A 2,629-nucleotide genomic window follows, 5' to 3' on the forward strand; every position below is an offset into this window, starting at 1 on the left:
TTGGCGCGAATGCTAAGGATCTTCAGGAAAAACCCATTTTGGTGGTTCCGTGATTTTTTTCCGCAAACGTTCTTGTGCCAACTCCAACATTTGGTCTAAGGGAGTCTCTTCAATAAATTTTGCTGCGGCTTCTCTAAACTCGATATTGGGACATTTATCCCCTAAAACACACCCGTTAACACAGGCTACAGCACAGTTAATTTTTTGCTCCACAGTAAATTCCTCTCTTTAAAAGTTATGAGCAGAGACGCGATTAATCGCGTTTGTACAGGAGTTATAACATTCCATCCTTAACTATTCACCCTTTACCCTCCAGGTAAATTTTACCTTGCCAGTTGTCATCTCATTAGTCTAAATACTTACCATTTAGAAAGTTATCGGTTATGAGTTATGATTTTGACTCCTAAGTTTTCACTCTTATGAAGGGCGCTCATGTCAGAAGTTTTTGCTACCACTGGAACTATTGCTGCGATCGCTACTGCTGTTGTCCCCCAACAGGGTAGTGTTGGTATTGTACGGGTGTCCGGTTCCCAAGCAATGGCTCTAGCCCAAACTCTTTTTCATGCACCAGGGCGACAAGTTTGGGAAAGTCACCAGATTCTCTACGGTTACATTCGCCATCCCCAAACGCAACAACTGGTAGATGAAGCCCTATTGTTGATTATGAAAGCACCCCGTTCTTACACCCGTGAAGATGTAGTAGAATTCCATTGCCACGGGGGAATTATGGCAGTGCAGCAGGTATTACAACTGTGTTTGGAAAACGGCGCAAGACTAGCGCAACCTGGAGAATTTACTCTCCGCGCTTTTTTAAATGGACGATTGGATCTAACTCAAGCCGAAGGTATTGCTGATTTAGTAGGAGCTAAATCCCCTCAAGCTGCCCAAACTGCCTTAGCTGGTTTACAGGGAAAATTAGCTCATCCGATCCGGCAGTTACGCGCCAACTGCTTAGATATTTTGGCAGAAATCGAAGCTCGAATTGATTTTGAGGAAGACCTTCCTCCGTTGGATGATAAAGTCATAATATCAGAAATAGAGAAAATTGCCGCAGAAATAACTAGATTATTGGCAACCAAAGACAAAGGTGAGTTGCTACGCACAGGTTTAAAAGTGGCAATTGTGGGGCGGCCGAATGTGGGTAAGTCGAGCTTATTGAACGCTTGGAGCCAGAGCGATCGCGCCATCGTCACTGACTTACCTGGTACAACCCGTGATGTTGTCGAATCGCAGTTAGTTGTCGGGGGAATTCCCGTACAAGTGCTAGATACAGCAGGGATTCGGGAAACAACAGACCAAGTGGAAAAAATTGGCGTCGAGCGATCGTGTCGTGCTGCCAATGCAGCTGATTTAGTCTTGCTTACCATTGATGCTTCAGCAGGTTGGACGGAAGGCGATCAAGAAATTTATCAGCAGGTGCAACACCGTCCGTTAATTTTAGTTATTAACAAAATCGATTTAATAGAAGAAAAGGAAAGCAAAAATATTCAATCCCAAATCCCAAATTTAAAATCTAAAATTGCCACAGCCGCAGCCCAAAACCAAGGCATTGATGCTTTAGAAACAGCAATTTTAGAGATAGTTAAATCGGGAAAAGTCCAAGCTGCTGATATGGATTTAGCCATCAACCAAAGGCAAGCAGCAGCCTTAACTCAAGCGAAAATTTCTTTGGAACAAGTACAAGCAACAATTGCCCAGCAGTTACCTCTTGATTTCTGGACAATTGACTTACGGGGTGCGATTCAAGCACTAGGAGAAATTACCGGAGAAGAGGTTACAGAATCAGTTTTAGATAAGATTTTTAGCAAATTTTGCATTGGAAAGTAATTTATCTCTAATAGACTACCTCACAACAAGACTTTCAAGCTTTATAACCAATTTTTGACTATTTCTACTGAACAACCATGCTTTAAAAATTGACCTCGAAATGTTGGATTAGGGTACTAATACTACATCTTCATATATTTCTGCGATCGCACACCGAAAATCAACGCTAGCGAAATGCACTTCTTGTTCTTTTTCATAAGGGTAAAGTACCCAATGTCCTTCTTCATTGCGGCGGAAGGATTCGACACTCATTCGGTCTGGTGAAATTAGCACATATTCTTGTAGTGATTCTAAGTGTCGATAACTAGCGAATTTCTTGCCTCTGTCATACCCTTCTGTTGACTCAGAAAGCACTTCGATAATTAAGCAAGGATGGGACTTAAAGTATTCAGATTCTCTATCTCGTGCATCACAAGTCACCATCACATCAGGATAAAAATAGCGATTTATGATATCAATTTGTGCTTTCATGTCTAACATGTAAACACGGCAATCACTACCCCGGAGATGGTTTCGTAACAGCATAGATACATTCATACTGACTGTAACATGAGCATCACTTGCCCCTGCCATTGCGTAGACTTCCCCATCAATATACTCGTGTTTGATTTCACTAAATTTCTCGCCTTCTAAATATTCTTCTGGGGAGATATAGTACTCACTTTGGCTAACGACCATTTTAGTACCTTAGTAATTTTACCAAACATTTTAACCCATAGAATCAATTTAATGAGCAACAGCGCCACCAGTTTGCTTCACCTTTTTGAAGAATAAAACGGCAAGCCCACTGAGTAACAAAGCA

At 41.7% G+C, this 2,629-nt stretch carries 3 protein-coding genes; 1 reads left to right on the forward strand and 2 read right to left on the reverse strand.

Annotation, left to right across the window (positions count from 1 at the left end; translation table 11 throughout):
• Positions 1-12 precede the first annotated feature (12 nt).
• Entirely contained in the window at positions 13-213 is a 201-nt protein-coding gene (locus VE944_RS16130; RefSeq protein ID WP_324978700.1) for a hypothetical protein, read from the reverse strand.
• Positions 214-432: 219 nt separating this feature from the next.
• Between VE944_RS16130 and mnmE the strand changes: the two genes are divergently transcribed.
• Entirely contained in the window at positions 433-1,827 is a 1,395-nt protein-coding gene (gene mnmE, locus VE944_RS16135) for a tRNA uridine-5-carboxymethylaminomethyl(34) synthesis GTPase MnmE (protein ID WP_324978702.1), read from the forward strand.
• Positions 1,828-1,935: 108 nt separating this feature from the next.
• Here the strand turns inward: mnmE and VE944_RS16140 are convergent, their stop codons facing one another.
• Complete coding sequence (locus tag VE944_RS16140) at positions 1,936-2,505, reverse strand: Uma2 family endonuclease (protein WP_324978704.1); 570 nt, start codon at positions 2,503-2,505, stop codon at positions 1,936-1,938.
• Positions 2,506-2,629 lie beyond the last annotated feature (124 nt).

This window comes from Nostoc sp. (genome assembly GCF_035638895.1).
Classification (GTDB): Bacteria; Cyanobacteriota; Cyanobacteriia; order Cyanobacteriales; family Nostocaceae; genus Nostoc.